Origin of the sequence: Sedimentibacter hydroxybenzoicus DSM 7310, assembly GCF_013403245.1 — a bacterium.
GTDB lineage: Bacteria > Bacillota > Clostridia > Tissierellales > Sedimentibacteraceae > Sedimentibacter > Sedimentibacter hydroxybenzoicus.
This window is the reverse complement of record NZ_JACBNQ010000011.1, coordinates 92767-108199: the sequence shown is the minus strand read 5'-3', so window position 1 is coordinate 108199 and position 15433 is coordinate 92767. Positions and strand designations below refer to the sequence as shown.

At 32.5% G+C, this 15433-nt stretch carries 14 protein-coding genes; 8 read left to right on the top strand and 6 right to left on the bottom strand.

Annotation, left to right across the window (positions count from 1 at the left end; genetic code table 11):
• Positions 1–264: 264 nt before the first annotated feature.
• Entirely contained in the window at positions 265–648 is a 384-nt protein-coding gene (locus HZF24_RS10935; RefSeq protein WP_179238352.1) for a HEPN domain-containing protein, read from the top strand.
• The gene (locus HZF24_RS10930) at positions 624–941 is read left to right on the top strand and encodes a nucleotidyltransferase domain-containing protein (RefSeq protein WP_179238351.1); all 318 of its coding nucleotides are present in this window, start codon (positions 624–626) and stop codon (positions 939–941) included. The genes HZF24_RS10935 and HZF24_RS10930 overlap by 25 nt, the downstream gene beginning before the upstream one ends.
• Positions 942–991: 50 nt before the next feature.
• Here HZF24_RS10930 and HZF24_RS10925 read toward each other — a convergent pair whose 3' ends face one another.
• Positions 992–1750, bottom strand: coding sequence for a transposase (locus HZF24_RS10925; protein WP_179238350.1), 759 nt, complete (start codon positions 1748–1750; stop codon positions 992–994).
• A gap of 208 nt (positions 1751–1958) precedes the next feature.
• Here HZF24_RS10925 and HZF24_RS10920 point away from each other — a divergent pair, with 208 nt between their 5' ends.
• From HZF24_RS10920 to HZF24_RS10905, 4 genes are all read left to right on the top strand, one after another.
• Positions 1959–3011: an Rpn family recombination-promoting nuclease/putative transposase gene (locus HZF24_RS10920; protein ID WP_179238349.1), complete on the top strand. Its 1053-nt coding sequence runs from the start codon at positions 1959–1961 to the stop codon at positions 3009–3011.
• A gap of 260 nt (positions 3012–3271) precedes the next feature.
• A complete protein-coding gene (locus HZF24_RS10915) occupies positions 3272–4558 on the top strand; it encodes an ATP-binding protein (RefSeq protein WP_218835292.1) in 1287 nt (428 codons plus the stop codon).
• A 58-nt stretch (positions 4559–4616) separates the two neighbouring features.
• Entirely contained in the window at positions 4617–6230 is a 1614-nt protein-coding gene (locus tag HZF24_RS10910; RefSeq protein WP_179238348.1) for an Rpn family recombination-promoting nuclease/putative transposase, read from the top strand.
• A 169-nt stretch (positions 6231–6399) separates the two neighbouring features.
• Positions 6400–6744 carry an FMN-binding protein gene (locus HZF24_RS10905; protein ID WP_246346073.1) on the top strand — a complete coding sequence of 115 codons (345 nt, stop codon included), beginning with the start codon at positions 6400–6402 and terminating at the stop codon, positions 6742–6744.
• 43 nt (positions 6745–6787) lie between these two features.
• Here the strand turns inward: HZF24_RS10905 and HZF24_RS10900 are convergent, their stop codons facing one another.
• The gene (locus HZF24_RS10900; protein ID WP_179238346.1) at positions 6788–8281 is read right to left on the bottom strand and encodes a 2-thiouracil desulfurase family protein; all 1494 of its coding nucleotides are present in this window, start codon (positions 8279–8281) and stop codon (positions 6788–6790) included.
• 260 nt (positions 8282–8541) lie between these two features.
• On the opposite strand from HZF24_RS10900, the gene HZF24_RS10895 reads away from it, so the two are divergent.
• Together HZF24_RS10895 and HZF24_RS10890 are read left to right on the top strand one after the other, a co-directional pair.
• Positions 8542–9204 (top strand): hypothetical protein, encoded by a 663-nt coding sequence (locus HZF24_RS10895; protein WP_179238345.1) that lies wholly within the window; start codon positions 8542–8544, stop codon positions 9202–9204.
• Positions 9205–9222: 18 nt separating this feature from the next.
• Complete coding sequence (locus tag HZF24_RS10890) at positions 9223–10125, top strand: polysaccharide deacetylase family protein (RefSeq protein WP_179238344.1); 903 nt, start codon at positions 9223–9225, stop codon at positions 10123–10125.
• 86 nt (positions 10126–10211) lie between these two features.
• Here HZF24_RS10890 and HZF24_RS10885 read toward each other — a convergent pair whose 3' ends face one another.
• The 4 genes from HZF24_RS10885 to HZF24_RS10870 all read right to left on the bottom strand — a co-directional run bounded on the left by HZF24_RS10885 (position 10212) and on the right by HZF24_RS10870 (position 15336).
• Positions 10212–11351, bottom strand: a complete 1140-nt coding sequence (locus HZF24_RS10885) for an HD-GYP domain-containing protein (protein WP_179238343.1) — start codon at positions 11349–11351, stop codon at positions 10212–10214.
• 754 nt (positions 11352–12105) lie between these two features.
• On the bottom strand, positions 12106–12636 hold the full coding sequence (gene hpf, locus HZF24_RS10880; RefSeq protein ID WP_179238342.1) for a ribosome hibernation-promoting factor, HPF/YfiA family: 531 nt from the start codon (positions 12634–12636) through the stop codon (positions 12106–12108).
• A 135-nt stretch (positions 12637–12771) separates the two neighbouring features.
• Positions 12772–13269, bottom strand: coding sequence for an HD domain-containing protein (locus HZF24_RS10875; RefSeq protein WP_179238341.1), 498 nt, complete (start codon positions 13267–13269; stop codon positions 12772–12774).
• Between the two features lie 288 nt (positions 13270–13557).
• Positions 13558–15336, bottom strand: a complete 1779-nt coding sequence (locus HZF24_RS10870; RefSeq protein WP_179238340.1) for a LysM peptidoglycan-binding domain-containing M23 family metallopeptidase — start codon at positions 15334–15336, stop codon at positions 13558–13560.
• Between the last annotated feature and the right edge of the window lie 97 nt (positions 15337–15433).

Sequence of the window (15433 nt, the reverse complement as noted above, 5' to 3'; positions counted from 1 at the left end):
ATAAAGCATTTAAGAGAGTTAAAGCAAACAAAGGTGCCGGAGGCATTGATGGGATGAGTGTTGATGAACTTCAAACGAATAAGGACACGGGTAAGGACACGGGGACGTAAGGACACGGGGACGTTTCATTTGTCTTTTTTGGAAATTAAGCGATTATTGACCTTTATTTAGTAATATGATATGCTACAATTACAAGCAAATTAATATAAATTATACTCTAGGTTATAATTTATATAGCTATAAAAAAATGAGAAGGTATTATAAATGAACAGTAAGATACAATATTGGATGGATTTAGCTGAATATGATATTGAAACGGCAAAAGCAATGCTGCAAACAAGCCGATATCTTTACGTTGGCTTTATGTGTCACCAAACCATAGAAAAAGCACTAAAAGCCGTAATTTCTAAAAATGATGTTTTACCCCCCAAAACACATGGACTAATGAAATTAGCACAGCTTGCAGATATTTACGAACTTATGAATGAAAGTCAAAAGGATTTATTAGATACTCTTGATCCTTTGAATGTTGCAGCTCGATACCCGGAGCAAAAAGATAAATTGGCAGCAACGTTAACACAGGACAGATGTAAAGCTATTTTAGAAGAAACGGAGGACTTACTATGTTGGATAAAGAAACAGTTGTAAAGCTGGCAGAGCGATATGCTTTGGAAGTTGTAAAGATGTTAAATCCTCAGGCAGTTGTTCTTTTTGGTTCTTATGCGAAAGGCACTGCAAAGGTTGATAGTGATATTGATATTGCAGTGATATTAAATGACTTTACAGGTGACTATCTTGAAATATATAAGCAGCTATATCGTCTTCGTCGAAATATAAGTGCAGATATAGAGCCGGTTCTTTTGGATTCATCACGAGATGATAGCGGATTTGTCGCAGAGGTTTTAAAAACAGGGCAAATTTTGGGAACACATTCCAATTAGTTTGCAGAAGGACACAGGGACGTTTCATTGTCGAAGGACACAGGGACGTTTCATTTGTCCATTTTGATGACGTTATCAACAACAGTTTTGCTTATGCCGAAAATTCTTGCTAATTGTCGGATACTTGTATTTTCTTTTTTATAAACCTCTTGGATAATTTGTCTTTTTTTATCCATACTCAAGATCGGTAAATTTGATATTTTATAAAGATTTATTATCATATCAGTCATTTTTTTATCACTGTATTTTGCATTTTTTATATCGAGGCATTTATCATCATTAGATTCATTTGTATAAGCATTGAATTCGTCAAATGTTTTAAAATAGCTTTGAATTAAATCTCCGTCTATAAGGGTTTTTTGTTCATTATAAAATAAATAGTATTCTCCGAAACTGCTCCATTTATATTCTCTTGCATTGACAACAATATTTGCTTTTACAGGGTTTTGATGAATATATCTTAAAACAGTAAGCAAATATTGTTCTGAATTTACGGGTTCACTTAAATATCTGTTTTGTAGCAGGTGACCAATCCTGTCATATTTTTTATTATGCCATCCGGCATAAGCAACGGTTATGCGCTTAATACTCGTTCCAATTTCTTCGCTTTCTTGTAACAACAGGTGTACGTGATTATCCATCAAGCAATATCCAAAGACATTAAAGTTGCCTTTTTCTTTTGCTTTTTTGATATCATTAATAAATTTTAATTTATCCTCATTTTCTAAAAAAATATTTCTTTTGTCTATTCCTCTCAGCATAATATGATATATTCCGGTATTACTTTTTATTCTTGCTTTTCTGGGCATATGACACCTCACCGACATTTTATTATGCCAAATTTTACAAGTTTCGTTGTTTTATTATATCATTTATTACAATATAAGCAACTTGTTAATAACAAAAATTTATTTTTGTAATGGAATTTATAATTGGTAGTAATAAAAATTAAACACTTGAAAATTTATATTTATTGTTATATTATTATGTCATAAATACAAAGCGGGGAGCAATGGTGTGAAAATACAAAATCCACATGATAAATTTTTTAAAGAGACCTTTGGTAAAACAGTTGTTGCAAAAGACTTTATAAATAATTATCTGCCGCAAGAAATAAGGGATGTAATGAATGTTGATACCTTGGAGCTTCAAAAGGACAGCTTTGTAAATGCAGAATTAGAAGAAGGTTTTTCGGATATTTTATTTAAATCGGAGATAAACTCCGAAGAAGGATATATTTACTTCTTATTTGAGCATAAAAGTTATCCGAGCAAGGATGCGGTTTTTCAATTGCTTAAATACATGATAAAAATTTGGGAAGCAAAAATAAAAAAGGAAGAGAAAGATGAACTTCCTGTTATTATACCCATATTAATATATCATGGAAAAGAAAAATGGAGCTCAAAGCTCAGACTTGGAGAAATGATAACAGGGTATGATTTGTTATCGGAGGATATAAAAAAATATATTCCGGATTATGAATATTTGCTGTACAATATATCAAAATATTCAGATGAGGAAATAAAGGGAGAAGCACAGCTCAGGATAATATTGACCATATTTAGAGATATCTTTACAAAGGATATTGAAGAATTTTATAGGACTATTGTGAGATCGGCGGAATATTTAGCTGAATTAGATGACAAGCAGACAGGGATAGAATATTTTGAAACGATGATGAGATATATATTTAGCACGAGGATTGATATGACGGAGAGAGATATTGACAGGTTAATTAATAAAATTGGAGATAATTATCCGGAAGGGAGTGAAGTAGTGATGACATTAGCAGAAAGATTTGAAGAAAAAGGAATAGAAAAAGGCATTAAAAAGGGCATGGAAAAAGGCATGGAAAAAGGCATGGAAAAAGGCATGGAAAAAGGCATGGAAAAAGGCACATCAAATGCTCTTGTAAAAACTGCGATAAAATTACTTACTAAAAAATTTGGTATTTTGCCCAAAGAGGTTACATCAAAAATATCTGAATTGGATAATTCAATTTTAGAGTTGATAATTGAGGGAATTTTTGAATATAAAAGCATAGATGATATAAAAAAGTATATTGGATAAAAGTTTTTGGGCAATTGGGCAAATAATAAACTCAATTGTCCTTTTTTATTATAAATAAAAATGGTAGCATTGTGGGGACGGACCTTAAAATGGACTATAAAACCATGCGCATAAAAACGACCATGATCCTATGTAAATCGGTAAAAGACTTTATCAATATTTATTCAATAAAGTTTTTGCATTAGCCAATATCATTATTTCACTTGAAAAAGGTGATATATAGTGATATAATAGTGAAAATATGAAATGAAGGTGAAATAATGCATGAAAATAATAATATCGAATATAAACGAGAATACACATCTGATATTAAAAAAGAGGTGATGGCTTTTGCAAATTCAGATGGGGGTGTGATATATGTAGGATGGGATGATGATGGGAATCCTTATCCTTTGACTGATATAGACAGGACTCTGACACAAATTACAAACAGCATACGCGACAGTATTTTGCCGGATGTAACTATGTTTGTGGGATATGAGGTAAATGCGAATGGCATTGTCATTACGGTACAGGAAGGAACACATAAACCTTACTTCTTGCCGGAAAAAGGATTAAAACCCTCCGGGGTTTATGTGAGGCAGGGTGCGTCTAGTGTACCTGCAAGCTTTGATCAAATCCGCGAAATGATTAAATTGACCGATGGTGACAAGTTTGAAGCCGCCCGTTCCTTGTCGCAGGAGCTTACATTTAGTGCAGCAGCAGAAGAATTTTCTCGGTGTGGTGTAGAGTTTGGTGAGAACCAAATGCGTACGCTCGGAATTATCGGTACGGATGAATTATACACAAATTTGGGGCTGTTGTTATCTGACCAATGTGCTCATACTGTTAAGTTTGCAATATTTAATGGCACAAAAAAGGGAGAGTTTAAGACACGCAAAGAGATAGACGGTTCTGTTCTGCGACAAATGCGTTATGCGTTTGATTTTCTAAGCCTGTCTAACAATCTTGCTGCTACCTTTTCAGGGCTTGACCGCATTGAGCAGTATGATTATCCTGAAGAAGTTGTTCGTGAAGCCATGCTCAATTCGATTATCCATCGGGACTATGCCTTTTCCGGTAGTATCATTGTTAATCTGTACGATGACCGTATGGAGTTTGTTTCTCTCGGAGGCTTAATGCCCGGGTTAAGGGCAGAGGATCTGTTTTTAGGTATTTCACAGCCTCGTAATGAAAAATTGGCCAATGTATTTTATCGATTGAAGCATATTGAGTCATACGGGACAGGACTGAGACGAATTATGCAGTATTATGAGAATTTTGATATAAAGCCGGAAATTGAAACGACACATGGTGCTTTCATGTTGACTTTGCCAAATATGAACTATGTACGTCCACTTACATCCAAACGTCGGCAGAAAGCACAGCATAAGATTATAGTGGAATATCTCCGGCACCATCCATTTATCACAAACGAAATTGTACAAGAACTTTTGTCCGTCAAGCAGACAAGGGCATATACAATTATCCGGGAAATGATAAATGAGGGTATAATCATCAAGAACGGTTCAGGTAAAGAAAATAACGAATATGTTTTAACTGAATAATTTCATTGAAGTATTACTTTATTCTACTTATGAGTTTGCAACTCATAAGTAGAATAATATGAAAATACAAAACCCTCATGATAAATTTTTTAAAGAGACCTTTGGTAAAACAGTTGTTGCAAAAGATTTTATAAATAACTATCTTCCGCAGGAAATAAGGGATGTAATGAATGTTGATACCTTGGAGCTTCAAAAGGACAGCTTTGTAAATGCAGAATTAGAAGAAGGTTTTTCGGATATCTTATTTAAATCGGAGATAAACTCCGAAGAAGGATATATTTACTTTTTATTTGAGCATAAAAGTTATCCGAGCAAGGATGCGGTTTTTCAATTGCTTAAATACATGATAAAAATTTGGGAAGAAAAAATAAAAAAGGAAGAGAGAAATGAACTTCCTGTTATTATACCCATATTAATATATCATGGAAAAGAAAAATGGAGCTCAAAGCTCAGACTTGGAGAAATGATAACAGGGTATGATTTGTTATCGGAGGATATAAAAAAATATATTCCGGATTATGAATATTTGCTGTACAATATATCAAAATATTCAGATGAGGAAATAAAGGGAGAAGCACAGCTCAGGATAATATTGACCATATTTAGAGATATCTTTACAAAGGATATTGAAGAATTTTATAGGACTATTGTGAGATCGGCGGAATATTTAGCTGAATTAGATGACAAGCAGACAGGGATAGAATATTTTGAAACGATGATGAGATATATATTTAGCACGAGGATTGATATGACGGAGAGAGATATTGACAGGTTAATTAATAAAATTGGGGATAGCTATGAAAATATGCGTTCAATTAATCAAGATTTAACTTTTGAAACGGCAAGTATAGAATTTAATATTAGAAAGGTTCCTTTTGGTATCTGGCAATATAGGACTCTAAAATTAATAAATGAGGATGGTATTTATACTAATCTTGCTCATATTCTTTCTGATCAATGTGTGCATACTATTAAAGCTGCAGTTTTTGAAGGGACGGATAAAGCTGTATTTAAAGACAGACAGGAATTTAGCGGTTCACTCTTATTACAGCTTAAGGAGGCTTATGATTATATCAGCAGGTACAATCGTACACGTTCGGAGTTTTCAGGTCTTCACCGTATAGACAAGAAGGATTATCCTGAAGATGCTTTGAGAGAATCTTTACTGAATTCGCTTGTACACAGAGATTATTCTTATAGTGCAAGTACCTTGATAAGTATCTTTGATGATCGTATTGAGCTTTTATCTGTCGGTGGATTGGCAAAAGGAATTTCGCTCAATGACATTATGCTTGGTGTTTCTGTTTCACGCAATGAAAATTTAGCCAATATTTTTTATAGATTAACTTTAATTGAAGCATATGGTACAGGAATTCCTAAAATATTTAGAAGCTATAAGGATTTTCCAATTCAACCTAAAATTGAAGTATCGGACAATGCTTTTAAAATTACACTACCTAATAAAAATGAAACTGACGAAAAGATTTTTTTATCAAAAAATGAAAAGGTTGTAATGGAACTATTAAATGAAAAATATGAGATTACAAGAAAAGATGTTCAAGAAACATTGAATTCCTCTCAGACTATGGCTGGACGAGTTGTCAAAAAACTTACAGACCGAGGATTGATTAAACAAATCGGTAAAGGTAAGAATACAAGATATTTAAGATGAGCTGAAAGAATTGAGAAGTCTACGGACGACGGTCACGGGGACAAACGTTATAATGAGATATGATGCGGCTTGTGATTTTTAATGTCACTCGTTAATAAAATAACTATACTTCCTTTTTTGAGAAATTGTGGTATAATTTTATGGTACAAGTATGTATAAGGAGGTAGAAATGAAAAAATTATCTTTATTATTAGTTTTAGTGTTGGTGTTATTCAGCTTTGCGGCATGCTCTAAGGGTGAACCGGCTGCAGGCGGAGAAGCTAAAACATTGACTGGTACTGCTGAAGGATTTGGCGGAGAAGTTAAAGTTACTGTGACTGTTAACGGTGACGATATAACAGCTGTTGAAGCGGTAGGCGAAGGCGAAACTCCGGGTATCGGTTCTGAAGCAATCGATAAATTACCTGGTCTGATAGTTGAAGCTGATTCAACAAAGGTTGATGTAGTAGCAGGAGCTACTGTTACAAGCAACGCTATAATAGAAGCAGTTAATAATGCTTTAGCGGGAAAATAATCTACATAAAATGAATTCCGAGGATTAAATTATCCTCGGAATTTTATATAATTCTAAATTCTTCATCGCTTATAACTTCTATATTATTTAATCGCAACAATCTTGTAGTTATGCCTTCGCCGGGGATGAGCTTCTTGGTGAATGAACCGTCGTAAATGCAGCTGCTTCCGCAGGAAGGGCTTTTTTCTTTTAATATGGCTTTTTTTATGCCGTATTTGTTGGCTATTTTTAGTGTTTCTATTGCTCCGTCAACAAAATAATTGGTTTTGTTATCTGAAGCAATATTGATAACTTTACCGTTTTGTATTTCGCATGGAAGTCGTGGTATCGACATGCCTCCCATAATCTCAGGGCAGACCATGATTGCCTTGTTATCGTCAACTAATTTTTTTATTTTTTCATCGATAAATACTTTGCCGTCATATCTTGTTTTTTCGCCGCAAAGGCAGGAGCTTACGATATATTCGTGTGTATGCCCCGTATCTATAATTTCAATATCTTTGTTATCTTCGTATATTAAATTTATTTCATCGCTTAATGTTCCATCTGTATTAATTATTTTGACTATAGGTCGGAGCGGAATTCCCGCATTGTTTTCGCATACTATGGCTGTTTTATTGATGTTTAGCTTTACGTATCCGCTGACAGGATATATTATAATGTTTTGTAAAAATACTTCTGCTATTTCAGAGTCAAATTTTGTGTCAATATTATCTGCTATATATTTATATGCCTGTGCCTTACTTTTTGCCTTTCTGTAATGAAAATCAGTGGTTAATGCCTGATAAGAGTCACAAACCGCAATGATTTTTCCGAATAAATGTATTTTGCTTCCCGTTAACCCATAAGGATATCCTGTGCCGTCAACATGCTCATGATGGTTTAATATTCCTCTTAAAATATCATTTGAAACGAATGATTTAAATTCTTTTACAGCCTTGACGGGGTGATGATTTATGACTTGAATTTCTTTTTTGCTTAGCTTATCTTTTTTACAAATAATTTCTTCCGGGAAAGTTAGCATGGCAATATCATGCAGCAAGGCTGCAATGGCCAGTTCCTGCAGCGCACGACCTTTTATGCCCAAGGAATCTCCCAATGAGATACTTAAAATGCATGTGTTCAGACAATGCTGGAAATAATAGTCGTCGTAGCTGTTAAAATTAAGAGTGTTGTAATACAACGTCTTGTTAACTATGGATTCTTTAATCAGGTTATCTGCTAAATCTTCTATATCCCAGATTAATTTTTTATCTATAATATTATTCAGCTTATACTTATAAAATATATCTTTTATTCTTGTTAAAAGCTCCCCTTCTAATTCATCATCAATTTTATTATATAAATTATTGTTCAGTTCTTCATTTTTAATATATACACCCGAAATATTATTAGACCTGATTTTATTTATTATTGAAATACTAAGGGGTTGACCTCCCTTTAAAAGGAGTGTCTTAAAATTATATTTATTATATAAGGTTAAATCCATAGCTAATACCATGTTGGACTTTAGATTTTTTGATGTTATAAATAACATAGTCGACTCCTAATAAGGTTTATTAATAATTTTAGCATAAATAAGAATGTTTTGCCATATATTGTTTAAAAAATTAGAGTGGGATTTCTCGATGGCACCCGGAATGACACAAGGTACGATACATGGAAATTTTCACCCGGGATGACAAAGGATGCTAAAAATTTTCGACAAGAAATCGTATTTATTGACTTTTTCGTAATAAGATGGTATCATAAATTGATATAATGTAATTTTTATTAAACAGGGGAGTGGCTGCTGTAATGGAGAGAAAAAATATACTAGAAAAGTTAGGACTTATTGAAAAAGTCGAAAATGAGAGTCAAGTAAACAATTCGAATGAAGACATAGCAGAAGAACAAATTGCCAAGACAGAAATTGAAAAACCACAATTTACAGAAGTAATAAAGAATAAAATACAAGATGATGTTAAAAAGGCTGAAACAGAAGCTGAAACGATTGTTATCGGCGGTGACGACAGTGATCCGATATCCGTTGTTAAGAGAAAGAAGCTGCTTAAAATTGATGAAATTTACAGGAATTTTGATATTTTAACAGAAGGAATAAATTCCTTAGCAATAGTTGAAAGCTTCCAAAAGGCACTGCCTGATTATTTGCCGACGGACGTGAAAAGACAATCGATATTAAATATCATTGCTTCATCCAATGTGAAGGTCGAGAGTTTACTGAGGGATGGAAACGATAAATTAAGATGCCTTAACGATTTTTCGGAGGCATTTACTAAAGAGTCAAATGAAGTTGTTTCTGATTTTGAAAAGGAAATAAAAAGGCTTAACGAAAAAATTAATAATTATAAAACTGCTATAGATAACATGAAGAAATTACATACCGAGCAGGATTTCACCGTTAAATATGAGATAGAAAAGATAAATAATATATTACAGTTTATTGAACCTGAAAAATAATATTGTGAAGGTGGTACAGTGCATAGTTATAAGCTTACGAGACGCGGAAAAACTGTTTTAACTATGTTTGTTATGATGTTATCTTTAGTTATTGGCTCATTATTTATCAAAGATATTGCCATAGCAAGCGACGGTTCTGAAATTATACTTCAAAAACCTGTTTATTTAAGCAATACAAATAGTAATAACCAATCAATTTCTTTTAGCAATGAATTAAAAAGGCTAAGGGATAATGGTGCTGCGAATGAAATCTTGATAGCTGATGATTTAAAAGTTGAAGATATAGACGAAAAAGAAATATTAAGTATTAATGTTGAAGATATCAGTTCCCTTGAAGGAAAGATAGCATTTCTGACCTTCGATGACGGTCCCTCTCATAATGTAACTCCACTCGTCTTAGAAACTTTGAAAAGATACAATATTTATGCAACCTTCTTTGTTTTAGGCAATATGTGTGAAAAGAACGGATATATGTTAAAGGAAGTAAGAGACAGAGGACATTCTATTGGTGTGCATTCATACACCCATGAATTAAATACATTGCTTAAAAGCAGAGATAGTTTTATTAATGAAATAAAAATGACTGAAGATGCCATAAAAAAGAATCTTGGAGAGGATTTCTCCACAAGGTTATTCAGATTTCCGGGTGGATCGTTTGAGCCTTATAAGAGACAGTATATGGATGATTTGCAGGACTTAGGATATGTGAGCGTGGATTGGAATGCACTTACAGGAGATTCGGAATATGTTAATCCGAAAGCCGAAATACTTATGGAGAGATTAAAGTCCACTATAATAAATAAGGACAGGATAATAGTTCTGATGCACGATTCTGACACCAAACAGGTTTCAGCGGAAATTCTACCTGATATTATAGAGCATTTAAAAACAGAAGGGTATGAGTTTGCGGTTTTAAAATAGAGATTCTCCACTGCGTTCAGAATGATGATATAAAAATAACAGACGGTATACCGCCTGTTTTGTTTTTTCGCTTGTATCAAAGATTTTTAATTGCCTACGCTTACCTCATATATCGATTTTAACACTCCCGATAAGCCGCAATTTTCATAATCATAACCCATATCTGTTATGGTTATGTTCATATAATCATTGTCGAAAAGGAGATCAATGTCATCACCGACAGTGCCATCCGGATTAATGATTCTGATAATCGGTCTCATTATATTTTCTGTATAATTCTTAACAACGACAGCCAACCTATCATTACTTAATTTAACGAATGTTCCCACAGGATAAGCTACAATAATTTTAATAAAATGTGATAATATTTCATGGTCAAAGTGAGTATCTCCACAACCCATTATATACTCGATGACTTCGCTGGGAAAAGCTGCTGTTCTGTATGATCTGTCAGAGGTCAAAGCGTCATATACATCGCATATGGCCAATATTTTGCTGTAGTAATGTATATTATCAGCTTTTCTTCCATATGGATATCCGGTACCGTCTAATTTCTCGTGATGGCCTTCTATCGCCCTTATAATATCGTTAGAGACATAGTTTTTTAACAATTCGGCAGCACTTATCGGATGAGTTTTCATTATTTCATATTCTTCATCTGTAAGCTTTCCGGGTTTATTTAATATTTCAACAGGAATAGTCATTTTACCTATATCGTGTAATAAACCTGCCATACCTAAATCGTGAAGCTGCCTTTCTGACAACTTAAGTGAAATGCCTGTTGATATACTTAATATGGCCACATTCAAACAGTGTTGAAATGTATACGTGTCGTAGTTTTTAAAATCCACAACATTGTACGACAAATCATCTTTGTCAAGCAATTCGGTTATTAAGCCATCAACAATAGATGAAAGCTTCTTTATGTTATTTGTGGTTATTTTACCTGAACTCATTCTGAATTCAAAATAAATATCATTTATTTGTGATAATGAATCTGAAGTTAGCTTATCGTCTATATATGGTTCTACGTCTATATCCGCAAAAGCTTCACTTTCTACGTATGCACCTTCAATGTTGTGATATGCAATTCTTTTTATATATGTATTATTAAGAATTTGACCTTTAGTCAGGAGCAAGGTATTAAAATTACTTAAGTTATATAATGTAATATCCCTTGCTAATATCATGCCAGGTCTAAGATGTTTTCTCGTTATATATAACATGCTGTACTCCGTTGATTATTTTTATGTATAGAAAGAGTATAGCATAAGCAATTACATATTTCTACATTTTTTTTACTTTAACATAATTATGCAGCCATGATTAAATATATATTTTTGATTTTCCCATACTTTGATAGAAAATGTTCAACTATTTAAATTAAAATAAAAGATTTTTAAATTTATTTAATAAAACTTAAAAAACAGAATCTTTGTTCATAACTTATGCAAGTTATCCACATCTGTGGATAGAATTGTTAACAACTTTATAATTTGATGATTTTAATAACCTTTTATGTCAAGTGTTTTTTTAATAAAATAGAAAAAAATTTGCAGTTGAAATTTCAATGTAAAATCTAAGTAACAACTTAACAGCTTATCCACCATTGTGGACAACACCGGATTTATAACATGCAGTATAAATATTAATAAAAATTTAATAAAAACTACATGTTTCGACAAATATGCTTCAATAGGTAGTATATAATATAAGCATTCCGGAAATTCATTTGCTGCAAATGAAAAAATAATAAGTGCATGAGTGAACGACAAACTAATGATGCATGCACGCTTAGGTATGGGAATATTCGGGGGAATATGAACGTAAAATTACTTAAAGTAAAAATGCGCAATTTATAATTGCGCATTTTTGCCGATTTTCACTTACAGTATAAGTGACTGACACCAAATCAGAGATTTGGGTCATCTGCTTAATTAAGAGGAAAAATTATATGTTCAATAAGAGATTCTTCAGTCATTATAATTCCGGCTCTATCAAACCGTAATTACCATCTTTTCTTTTATAAACAACATTTACTTCTTCTGAATCGCCGTTTAAGAATACAAAGAAATTATGTTTTAAAAGATCCATTTGCAATATTGCTTCTTCAATACCCATTGGTTTTATTGCAAATCTTTTTGTTTTTACTACCTTGAACTCCTGGTCATCTTCTATATCAAGCGGTTCTATATTTTCAAATTTTATTGATTCGTTGGAATGCTTCTTATTTTGCAGCTTAGTCTTATGTTTTCTTATTTGTCTTTCTAATGATTCCACTGCTTCGTCTACGGCATTGTACATGTCATCGGAGGATTCCTCCACACGTACTATTCTGCCATTGAAAGGAATAGTTACCTCAACTTTGTGTAGTTTCTTTTCGATGCTTAATACTATTTTAGCTTCAATATCTTGCTGGAAGAATTTATCCAACCTCTTGATTTTTTTAATTGCAGCCTCCTTTAACGCATCTGTAAGTTGCATGTTCTTCGCATAGATTGATAGTTTCATGCAGTCAGCTCCTTTCAAGTTATTTATTATTAATATACTTAAATGTTACCCAAATATGAAGCAAATAAACAGTTAAAAAAAATATTTTCGCTTGTACATTACAAAGTATAATAAAAAAAGATGTTTTTCACATCTTTAGTCTACATTGTAGTTATATGCTGCTTGTTTTCTTCTCTGAGTCATTTTTTTAAAGTTTGAAGCGTATTCAAATACTGCAATATACTTGTCTACAAAGCTTACAATCCATGCTTCCTTTGATTTTGGGACGCCAAAAGGAAACATGTGACCTTTTATAATATTTTCTTCTTTATCGTTCAAATCAAAATATTTGATTGCATTATCAAAAGCAATAATCGGATGGGATATTGCATGCTTTATAGAATCCGTTATTAACCTCGGACTTAAGCATTTTTTAAATTTATATAGAAAGAAGTCATGAAGCAAAGCCCCTCTGATTGTTGATTCCCAGTCTAAATTTCGTTTATAAGCCATTTGGTATGCCTGAAATGCTACTTTTACAGAGTGATCAAAAACACTTTCATCATGATGTTTGATGTATTTCATCTGTTGATATTGTTCATGTTCTATGATTGGTCTTGCAACTTCCATAAATCTGTAATCAAAATATATCATCGTACCATCCTATGATTTTGGATTTGTATTAAAGCTTTTGAAAAAACCATAATACTTTTCTATAATATAATTAATCAACAAAAAAAGCAAGAGTAAATTTATATAAGTATTTGTAAATTTTTGATGATTATTCCGCTCTGTCATTGTTATGAATAAACATAAATTGTCCGATGCTGTCATTCCGAACGTTAGTGAGGAATCTCAGTATTTAAATGATGAGATGCTTCGCTTACGCTCAGGATGAAATAAAAAGCCGCTTATGCAAGCGGCGATTTGACAATGTTAAATTTATCTGTATTGAATACCTATATATGCTGCAGGGTTTACTACCGACCCGTATTTTCTTACTTCAAAATGTAAATGAGGTCCTGACGAAACTCCTGTGGAGCCAACAGCTGCTATTACTTTGCCTTGATATACTTTTTCACCCACTGATACGTAAATTTCGCTACAGTGTGCATATCTTGTCGTAAAGCCGCCACCGTGGTCTATATCTACCATATAACCATAGCTTCCGCTCCAACCGGAATACGTTACGGTACCGCCATCAGCTGCTTTTATAGAAGAGCCTGATGCTTTTGCCATGTCCTGACCTAAATGGAAACCACCTGATCTTGAACCGAACCTTGATGATATAACTGAGCCCGGAAGAGGATTAATAAAATAACCTGTTCCTTTTTTCGGTGGTGGATCCTGAGTACCTGTAGTGACAACTTCTGTTGTAGGTAATTCTATAACTTCTTCGGATAATATTTCTTTTGCTATTTGAATACCGTTTTGTTCTGTAACGATTGATTCTATTTTTGACAGTCCATACTTACCTTTTGTTTCAATAATTTCTTCGTCACTGAACATATATGATACTTTATTGTATTTGGTATCGTATGGAGTGCTTTCTTCCTGTGCAATATGTCTCTTAACCTGTACGTTGATGAATGGTTTAGGTACTACTAAATTCAACTCATCTCCGATTTGAATTCTTTCAGGGTCTGAAGTAGGGTTTGCCTGTATCAAATCATCTAGTGACATATTGAAATATTCTGCGATATTCCAGTAGTTGTCACCTTTTTCTACTATGTATTTTTTCTCTTCTTCTGTTCCTTTAATTATGTAGTTGACTAAGTCTTCTTTATCTTTAATTTCATTGTTTGATGCTTTTATTTGTTTTATTTCTATATTTTCAACAGTGTTTACTTCAATTATTGTTTCTTTGTCGTAATATTGTGAAAAATAATTCTTTACTTCTTCTATTATGCTGATTGCATCATATTCTGAATTAACTACACCGATTTGTTGACTGTCAACATTTATTGAATATGCTAATATTGAATAGCTTATATTATCTTTTAAAATATTGTAAAGGCCGTCCTGTGTAATTATTTCTTTATCCTTGGCCGTTGATTCCACTATTTCAAATTTGCTTTCTATCGCTAATTCATGATTATGAATTTTTTCTAAATCCTTTTCTAATTTTGCAAGGGTTATATCTAATAATTCTTTATCTCTTACCTTACAAAGCTCTTTGTCATTTTTTAAGATAGTAAAGCTATCTGTTGAAAATACATTATTTTCGTGGGTGTTAAGATAATTCATGGTATACGTACCACTTAGAATCAATGTTGTTGCGGTTAAGAGACAAACAGCGCCTTTTAATTGCTTTGAAAGAGGCTTTGAAAATTGAACTTTTTTAAAAATTTGTTCAATTTTAGAGTTTCTTATAAAATTAAATTTTGGAAATTGGATTTTTTTTACCTTCCTGAAAACTTGCTCTGTCTTTGCTTGATCTATATGAACAAATTTTGGAAGTTGAATTTTTTTAACTTTATCAAAGAATTGACCAATTTTTGTTTGGAACATAAGGTCAAATTTCGAAAATGGAATTTTCTTAATTTTACCAAAAAATTGCCCGATTTTCGTTTTAATTATAAGCTTGTATTCCGAAAAGGGGATCTTTTTTATTTTGTCAAAGACTTGTCTATATTTTTTTTCAGGGAGTTGTTTAAAGATTTCAATGTTTTCTTTTTTTATAATGGGTTTCTTTTTAGGTGGTAACTTTCTTTTTTTCATAGTTTACTTCCTGTTTATTTATCGTTGTAATTATATCACTATAAAAAGTTGTTTTGCTTTTAAACAAAAAATGATATAATTAAATAGTTATTACTGT

Coding starts and splice junctions, on each gene's coding strand:
- HZF24_RS10935 (WP_179238352.1), top strand. CDS start 265: ATGAACAGTAAGATACAATATTGGATGGATTTAGCTGAATATGATATT.
- HZF24_RS10930 (WP_179238351.1), top strand. CDS start 624: ATGTTGGATAAAGAAACAGTTGTAAAGCTGGCAGAGCGATATGCTTTG.
- HZF24_RS10925 (WP_179238350.1), bottom strand. CDS start 1,750: ATGCCCAGAAAAGCAAGAATAAAAAGTAATACCGGAATATATCATATT.
- HZF24_RS10915 (WP_218835292.1), top strand. CDS start 3,272: ATGCATGAAAATAATAATATCGAATATAAACGAGAATACACATCTGAT.
- HZF24_RS10910 (WP_179238348.1), top strand. CDS start 4,617: ATGAAAATACAAAACCCTCATGATAAATTTTTTAAAGAGACCTTTGGT.
- HZF24_RS10905 (WP_246346073.1), top strand. CDS start 6,400: ATGAAAAAATTATCTTTATTATTAGTTTTAGTGTTGGTGTTATTCAGC.
- HZF24_RS10900 (WP_179238346.1), bottom strand. CDS start 8,281: ATGTTATTTATAACATCAAAAAATCTAAAGTCCAACATGGTATTAGCT.
- HZF24_RS10895 (WP_179238345.1), top strand. CDS start 8,542: ATGGAGAGAAAAAATATACTAGAAAAGTTAGGACTTATTGAAAAAGTC.
- HZF24_RS10885 (WP_179238343.1), bottom strand. CDS start 11,351: ATGTTATATATAACGAGAAAACATCTTAGACCTGGCATGATATTAGCA.
- hpf (WP_179238342.1), bottom strand. CDS start 12,636: ATGAAACTATCAATCTATGCGAAGAACATGCAACTTACAGATGCGTTA.
- HZF24_RS10875 (WP_179238341.1), bottom strand. CDS start 13,269: ATGATATATTTTGATTACAGATTTATGGAAGTTGCAAGACCAATCATA.
- HZF24_RS10870 (WP_179238340.1), bottom strand. CDS start 15,336: ATGAAAAAAAGAAAGTTACCACCTAAAAAGAAACCCATTATAAAAAAA.